The organism is Frankia sp. CcCS3 (assembly GCF_977927575.1).
Genome location: NZ_CDWRCL010000197.1, coordinates 1 through 7729 on the forward strand (window position 1 = coordinate 1; position 7729 = coordinate 7729).

6 protein-coding genes are annotated in these 7729 nt (G+C 69.0%); 3 read left to right on the top strand and 3 right to left on the bottom strand.

Going from position 1 to position 7729, the window contains the following annotated elements:
- Window positions 1-200 precede the first annotated feature (200 nt).
- Window positions 201-1238: a YihY/virulence factor BrkB family protein gene (locus tag AC08OQ_RS15425; RefSeq protein WP_476604429.1), complete on the top strand. Its 1038-nt coding sequence runs from the start codon at window positions 201-203 to the stop codon at window positions 1236-1238.
- Here the strand turns inward: AC08OQ_RS15425 and AC08OQ_RS15430 are convergent.
- A complete protein-coding gene (locus tag AC08OQ_RS15430; RefSeq protein WP_476604428.1) occupies window positions 1232-2677 on the bottom strand; it encodes an LCP family protein in 1446 nt (481 codons plus the stop codon). The two genes, AC08OQ_RS15425 and AC08OQ_RS15430, sit on opposite strands and share 7 nt — an antisense overlap.
- Window positions 2678-3770: 1093 nt before the next feature.
- On the opposite strand from AC08OQ_RS15430, the gene AC08OQ_RS15435 reads away from it, so the two are divergent.
- A complete protein-coding gene (locus AC08OQ_RS15435) occupies window positions 3771-5177 on the top strand; it encodes an aminopeptidase P family protein (protein ID WP_476599430.1) in 1407 nt (468 codons plus the stop codon).
- A 221-nt stretch (window positions 5178-5398) separates the two neighbouring features.
- Here the strand turns inward: AC08OQ_RS15435 and AC08OQ_RS15440 are convergent, their stop codons facing one another.
- Window positions 5399-5731 (bottom strand): histone-like nucleoid-structuring protein Lsr2, encoded by a 333-nt coding sequence (locus AC08OQ_RS15440; RefSeq protein WP_462187377.1) that lies wholly within the window; start codon window positions 5729-5731, stop codon window positions 5399-5401.
- A gap of 664 nt (window positions 5732-6395) precedes the next feature.
- On the opposite strand from AC08OQ_RS15440, the gene AC08OQ_RS15445 reads away from it, so the two are divergent.
- Window positions 6396-6722, top strand: coding sequence for a hypothetical protein (locus AC08OQ_RS15445; protein ID WP_462187376.1), 327 nt, complete (start codon window positions 6396-6398; stop codon window positions 6720-6722).
- 357 nt (window positions 6723-7079) lie between these two features.
- On the opposite strand, the gene AC08OQ_RS15450 is transcribed toward AC08OQ_RS15445, so the two are convergent.
- Window positions 7080-7729, bottom strand: a 650-nt coding sequence (locus tag AC08OQ_RS15450; protein ID WP_476612141.1) for an ABC transporter ATP-binding protein, incomplete at its 5' end; no start/stop codon positions are given.

The window sequence follows — 7729 nt, forward strand, 5'->3', positions numbered from 1 at the left end:
ATGTGTCCCTTTTGGTGTATCCAGTTTGATATATTCAGAATCCTGGTTGCTTCCTTGCTGCTGGCCAGCGGCCCATCCGTTACTCCGGGTGGCCTCCGCCGCGATCACCCACTCCGTTCCTGGATGCCCTTCGGCACCCAGGAACGCCAGGCCATACGGTGGGGGCCGTGTCCGCCACGGGAAACAAAGCACCGGCTCCCGTGGCATCGTCCCCGGTGAGCGGCCGCTGGATGGTGTTGCTGCGCAGAGTGGCCGTCGAGGTGAATCCCGGGCTGCTGACGCGGGCCAGAAACCATCACGCCGCGGCCTGGACCGCCATCCGGCGCAGCACGCTGTTCCACCGGCTGCCCCGGGGACCCCTGCGACTGGCCCGTCGGACCATCACCAATGCCTGGCGGCACCGGGTCCTGGGGCTTGCGGCCGAGGCGGGATTCTGGCAGCTGCTGTCCCTGCCCCCGCTCCTGCTGTCGTTGTTGGGAACGCTCGGCTACGTCGGTGACGCCATCGGGGCCGACGCCCTCGACCGCGCCCGGCAGAGCATCCTTCGCGGCGCAGGCGACCTGCTGACCGAATCGGTGGTCGACGACGCGGTGCGCCCAACCATCGACCAGATCCTCTCCCGTGGCCGACCAGACGTGATCTCCATCGGTTTCGTGCTGTCCCTGTGGACCGGGTCAACCGCGATGGCGACCTTCGTCAACACCATCACCATCGCCTACGGCCAACGCGATCTGCGCTCGGCGGTGCGCAGCCGGCTCCTGGCGCTGTGGTTGTTTCTCGCCCAGGTGGCCAGCGGGGTCATTCTCCTGCCTGCGCTGGTCCTGGGGCCCGAACTGATCTCGCGGATCTTCGACGCCGGTCGCCATCCCCTCGTCAGCACCCTGATCCCACTGCTCTACTGGCCGGTCGTGGGACTCGTGGCCCTGGCGATGCTGACCTCGCTATACCACCTCTCGCTGCCGGTACGCCAACCCTGGTGGCGGGCGCTGCCCGGAGCGATCCTCGCGCTCGTCTGCTGGCTCGTGGGTAGCGGCGTGCTGCGATACTACCTGGAGATCGTGTTCAGTAACGAACTGGTCTACGGCTCGCTCGGATCACCGGTGGCGGTGCTGCTGTTCTTCTACATCACCGCGCTGGCCGTGCTGTTGGGCGCGGAGCTCAACGCGGCGCTGGACGAGCAGCCACCGCGCCGTCGGGGCAGCCACTCGGCACTGAACGCCTCGAGGCCACCTCAATAGGTGCAGGACACCCCGCCCGCGTCACCCGGGACGGACCTTCCCGCCGCGCTGGCCGGGGACCAGACCACCGGTACCGCAGCGGGCACCGGTACCGCAGCGAAGGAGCCACCCCCCGCGCCAGCCGGGAGTGCGCCGGTGGAGCTCCCGTCGGCGACACGACCGCCGAAGGGCTTGAGGAAGGCGCCCAGCTGGGCTGGCTCAGGAACGAGGACGCTCTGCCCCCCGCGAGTACCAGCTGCCGCCGGCACCGTCGTGAACGCGACGCCGCCCGATCCGATCGACTGCATCCGCACCGCGAGAAGCCGGAGGTCGGCGAGAGAGGTGGCCTCGTCGAGCGTCAGCGCCGAGGTGGCGGAGTCGACCACCCCGAGCAGCTTCGCCGGGTTGAGCAAGGTGTCCGTCGACGCGATCCGCTGGAAGACGGCACCGAGGAACTGCTGCTGGCGGCGGATGCGGTCGATGTCGCTCTCGGGCAGGCCATACCGCTGCCGGACGAAGGAGAGGGCCTGCGCCCCGTTCAGCGTGTTCTCGCCGACCTGACCGGAAAACCCGGAGTAATGGTCGTGCAGGTTGTCGAAGCCCCGTGCCTTCAGCTCGGGGGGAAGCTCCTTGATGCAGACGGTGACCCCGCCAAGGGCGTCCGTCATCCCCTGGAAGCCGATGAAGTCGATCTGGACGTAGTGGTCGACCCGGATCCCGGTGAGGTTCTCGATCGTGGCCACAAGCAGGGACGGCCCGCCGTAGGAGAAGGCTGCGTTCAGCTTGGACCGCTGCGCCGCATGCTGCGTGCCCGCCGCGTCGGTGTACGCGGGGATCCGCACCCACAGATCCCGGGGGAAGGAGATGAGGGTCGTCGAACCGTCGCCGTCGAGGTGGGCGAGGATGGTCGTGTCCGACCGCTGCCCCTCGACCTGGCCGAACTCGCCGCTGGTCCCCGTCCGGGTGTCCGATCCCACGAGCAGGATGTTCTGCGTTCCACCCGATGCGGACGCCGGCCGGTCCGCGCTGGCGGAGAAGGTCAGCGGGATGTGGCGCACCCTGCCGTCGTAGTGCTTCAGCACAGCCCAGCCACCGGTCGCCAGGATGAGGACGAGGGTCGCCAACACTGCGGCCACGGCGGTGAGACCGCGCCATAAGCCGCTCTGCCCGGGTTCCGCGGGACCCTCCGGGGCCGGCCGGTCGTACCGGGGCTCGGCCGCCGGATGATCGACGGGGTACCGGCCGTAGGGATCGGGGTAGGCGCCCGGAGGTACGCGCGGCTCGTCATCGTGGCCCCGCGGAGCGGGCCGGTGCTCCCGGCGCGGCCACTGCCCGACGAGCCAGTCCTCCTCGGGGGCCCGGCGCGGGTCCCGCGGGTCACGGACGGACCGGCCACGCCGCTCGCCGTCCCGCCGTCCCGCCGTCCCGTACCGTTCCGGACGATCCGGAGGCCAGGTCATGGCCGCGTCCTCCTCCCCCATCCACCGGGATGAGATCATCCGCGCCAATGGCGCCGCCCGAGGCCGGGACCGTCCACCACCGGCGCGAACCCGCCGGACCACCTTGGCACGACGTGGGCGCGGACGGACCGGAACCCTCCCGGACAGTCTTTTCGATGGTGACGGGTGACGGGCGTCATGGCATTCCCAACGGGTTATCGGATGTGCGACCCCGCAGGCCCCCGGCCGGCCCACGGACCGTACGGACTCCGACGCCGCCGCCCGGACCGTCCCCGCCGAGCCGAGCGGTGGCAGACCCCCGGGTGGCGCCGAGCATCAAGACCGGTCGCGGGCCCGATCCCGATCCTGCGATCCCGACGACAACCACCGATATCGGGATGCGCGACAATAATGCCGGTCTCCGGTGGTGTTCGCGACACGCAGTGCAGTACCCGAACCGAGTGCAGTGCCCGAACCGCACGATGCCGGTGGCTATCGGACCGGCATTACGGCACGCCGAGGACGTCCGCACCCGGACCGACCTGGTCCGTGCAACGTGGACCCGCCTTCCCCACCGACCGGAAGATGAGTTAACGGTCCACGACGGAAGGTCACAACCGACCGGATCCCTCAGATCTCCCACAACCGATTGCGTGCCCTCGTTAACTCACCCGAAGTGGGAGGAACAGTCTTCGTGGAAGGGTCCGAAGGCGGCGAAGTGGGTAGCGGCGCCCGGACCCATGTCGCGACGCGACCGCCCACATCGGCCCGGCATCATCGCGGCGGTGCGATGCACCAAATGCCCGGCGGACCAACGACGGGAAGTCCGGCCGGCGCGCGGGGCATGGCGGTACGCCTCGCGCGCTACCCGCCGTCCACAACGGGGCCTACCGTTAACGTTATGAGTGCCCAGTCCCACCAAAGCTCACCTCCACCGACCGGCCCGGGGGTGCCCGAGAGCGCGCCGGCCGGGCGTGATCCGAACCTCATCACGGCCGACGAGCCGGGCGTTGTCCCCACCGGGGCCGATGAACCTCCGGCATCGGATGATTCCGTGCGCGAACCCGGGCAGGCCAACCACGACGAGGAACCACACGCGGCGTTCCGGCGGTTTATGTCGACCGGGTGGGCGCCGATTGACGACGCTGTGCCATCCCGCGATGACTGCGCACCCTACACCGCGAAACGTCGCGCCTTGTTGGGTTCGCGGTTCCCGGCGGACGCGCTTGTGGTGCCGAGCGGCGGTCTGCGGGTACGGGCAAACGACACAGATTTTCCGTTCCGTCCCGGAAGCGACTTCTTCTGGCTGACCGGCTGCCATGAACCGGATGCCGTGTTGGTTCTGCTACCCAACGCGGCCGGTGAGCATGATGCGGTGCTCTATGTCGCCGGGCGGTCCGACCGGTCGAGCTCCGCCTTCTACACCGACCGGCGATACGGGGAACTGTGGGTCGGTCCCAGACCGGGGGTTCGGGAGACCGCGGCACAGCTGGAGATCGAATGCCGGCCGCTCACGGAGCTCGCGGACGCGCTCGCGCGGTTGGCACCGGGAAACACCCGGGTACTACGCGGAGTCGATCCGGTCGTGGACGGTTCGGTGCTGCGTTGGCCCGGCCGGGGTGGACCAGGAACCGACCGCGATCTGGCCCTCGCACAGGCCCTTTCCGAGCTGCGGCTGCTCAAGGATGACTTCGAGATCGCCCGATTGGACGAAGCGATCGCCGCGACCGTGCGCGGCTTCACCGAGTGCGTGGGAGAAATCGGTCGGGCGATGGACCTGCCCAACGGAGAACGATGGTTGGAGGGGACGTTCTGGCGGCGGGCCCGGGTAGACGGCAACGATGTGGGATACGGTTCCATCGTCGCCTGTGGCCACCACGCCACGACGCTGCACTGGGTCCGCGACGACGGGCCGGTACGCGCCGGTGATCTCGCCCTGCTCGACATGGGGGTCGAGGGACGGTCCCTCTACACGGCCGACGTCACCCGCACGCTCCCGATCAACGGACGGTTCACCGAGCTGCAGCGCCAGGTCTATGACGTGGTTCTTCGCGCCCAGCAGGCCGGGATCAACGCGGTCCGGCCGGGAGCGTCCTTCCTGGATCCGCACCGGGCCGCCATGCAGGTCATCGCCACGGCGCTCGACGACTGGGGGCTCCTGCCGGTCAGTGCGCAGGAGTCGCTGACCGAGGACCCACGCTCCCCGGGAGGGGGCGTCCATCGCCGCTATACCCTGCACTCCACGTCGCACATGCTCGGGTTGGACGTGCACGACTGCGCGCAGGCGCGCGACCAGACCTATCGCGACGCGGCGCTGGAACCAGGCATGGTATTGACGGTCGAACCGGGCCTGTACTTCCAGCCGGACGACCTGACGGTTCCGCCGGAGCTGCGGGGCATCGGCGTCCGGATAGAAGACGACATCCTGGTCACCAGGGATGGAAGGCGGAACATGTCCGCCGCACTTCCGCGAACCGCAGAAGACGTCGAAAACTGGATGGCCCGGCAGCTGCCGAACTGACGGAACGAACAGATCTGGCGACAGACTGCGTTGGCGGCGACGCCAATAGTTCCTGCCACACCGGCCCGGCCGGTGTGGCAGGAACCTGACCATGCAAAACCTGATCACACGATCTTCGGTCCGCCGGATCGCGCGGCCCGTCGTCCAATACCACGGGCACTACCGCTACAAGGGGTTCCACTGCCCCGGTCCCTGCCCCGAAAAAGCAGTCAAGACCAGGATCAGTGGGCCTTGTCGTACGCCTCGACGATGTTGGAAGCGATACGCCCCCGGTCACTCACCGTGTAACCGTTGCTGCGCGCCCACTCGCGAATGTCGGTGGTTCCGCCGGTACGGCGCGAAGCGGCACGCACACCACGCCGGCCACCCGCCGCCCGACCGCCAGAACGGCGAGCCGCGGTGACGAACGGAGCCAACGACTCACGCAACTTCGTGGCGTTCTTCTCCGACAGGTCGATCTCATACTGCGCACCGTCGAGTCCGAACCGGACGGTCTCGTCAGCCTCTTCTCCACTGAGATCGTCAATCAACGAGACGATGGTCTTCTGGGCCATGCCACTCTCCTTCAGGTCAGCGGACCGCAGAACTCACGCGTCTATTATTACCACGAGAACGCGGGGAACTGTCACGCCTGGTTCGCCGGACTCGCAAGCTTGGGTCGCCGAAGACGAAGTCATCGCTCAACGCACTCCGCCCTGGCAGTCGGAGTGCGGAACCCAAAGACAGGGAGCAAGCTCCACATGATAGAGGGATGATCATGTTCTGCGAATCACACCTTCCCAGTCGAAAGGCCGGCCGCAAGCGGACAGTTGGGCAGGCGTGGACCGGGCGGCGTCCATGTCCTCCGACCTTGGGACACCGATCGTGTTCGTCTACCGACTCCCGTGGACGATTGCCCGGCGAACGGCGGGCAACAGCCGTCGGCGCCTTTGGGGTGGTGGTGCCGCGAGCGGAACCGACCGGTACGAATGCCAAAGGGGATCGCCGCGCCGGATGAGTACCCCTGATTCCGGCGCCGCTGCTATGGGCCGACCCACGGACGAGTACCCGCGCACGTGGGTGGTAGACGGTGCCAACGTGATTGGCTCCCGGCCCGACGGGTGGTGGCGGGACCGCCCAGGAGCGGCCGGACGGCTGGTCGATGCTATTTCGGCGCGGATCACCCGTCCCGGCACGCACCCGCGGCCATCATCGAGGCCGGAATGGCCTGAGCGGATCGTGGTCGTTCTCGAGGGTGCGGCGCGAGCCGGAGTTCCCGAGGGAACCGTACGGCCCGGAAAGATCACACCCGAAAAGGTCGGGCCCGCGGGAGTCGCGCCCGAGAAGGGCCGCCACGTTCCAACGAGGGCGGACCGCGCGGCACCGACCATCGTCGTCGTGCACGCCCCCGGGCACGGCGACGACGCCATCGTGGCGGCGGCGCGCGACGCGGTCGCGCCCGTGGTCGTCATCACCTCGGATCGGCAACTTGCCGTCCGGCTGAGGTCGCTCGGCGCGGGTGTGCGACGGTCGGGATGGTTGTGGGACCTGCTCGACGAACGATGAACGACGGCCGATCAGCGACGGCTCCCGGGACGACCGGCGGTCGGCGTCCGGGGCGCCGGCCGGCCCACGAACGGACGAGCCCGGAGAGGGAGCACGATGGCCGCCACGAAAAACACACCGGCGATACCGGAAAAGGCGCGCTACGACGGGCTGAGGCCGCTTGACGAGGATGGATGGCCCACCGGGCCGTACGCGCAACGCCGGGACCGGACGGTGACTCGGGACTGGATCACGCCGGGAAAATCACCGCACCCCGCCGATCGTGCTCACCCGGCCATCGACCGACTCCGGTCGCGGCCGATCGGCCCATGAACGGACAAACACCCCGCGGCACAGACTCAGACCCGCGGCACAGACTCAGACCGAGGCGGACACCGGATGCCGGGGAGGCGGTCCGGCGGCAAGCCGGGCGGTGTAGCGACCGGCCGCCAGGCCGACATCCAACGGAATCCCGAAGCAGGAGGACAACGCCTCCGCGGTGAGTACCTGCGCGACCGGACCGGCCGCAAGCACCTGGCCGCCGCGCACCAGCAACGCGTGGGTCACCCCGACCGGGATCTCCTCCACGTGGTGGCTGACGAGGACGAGGGCAGGAGCGGTGGGGTCGGCCGCGAAGCGGGTGAGCCGCCGCATCAACGCCTCCCGCGCACCCAGATCGAGCCCGGAGGCGGGCTCGTCGAGCAGGAGGAGTTCCGGGTCGGTCATGAGGGCCCGGGCGATGAGCACACGCTTGCGCTCTCCCTCGGAGAGGGTTCCGAACCGCCGGTCGGCCAGTCCACGGCACCCGAACTGGGTCAGCAGGCCGGCCGCGCGGGTGAGATCGACCTCGTCGTACTCCTCGTCGGCGCGGCCCAGCACGGACCAGCCGGCGGTCACCACCGCGTCGAGTACCCGCTCGTCGGCGGGTGGCGTCTCCACCAGCGCCGGACTGACGACACCCACCCGGTATCGTAGATCGAGAAGGTTGACCTTGCCGAGACGGGCGCCGAGCAGGTCGACCGTGCCCT

Bases quoted from the DNA above. Each gene is read 5' to 3' on its own strand.
- AC08OQ_RS15435 (WP_476599430.1), top strand. From the start codon at position 3,771: ATGTCGACCGGGTGGGCGCCGATTGACGACGCTGTGCCATCCCGCGAT.
- AC08OQ_RS15440 (WP_462187377.1), bottom strand. From the start codon at position 5,731: ATGGCCCAGAAGACCATCGTCTCGTTGATTGACGATCTCAGTGGAGAA.
- AC08OQ_RS15430 (WP_476604428.1), bottom strand. From the start codon at position 2,677: ATGACCTGGCCTCCGGATCGTCCGGAACGGTACGGGACGGCGGGACGG.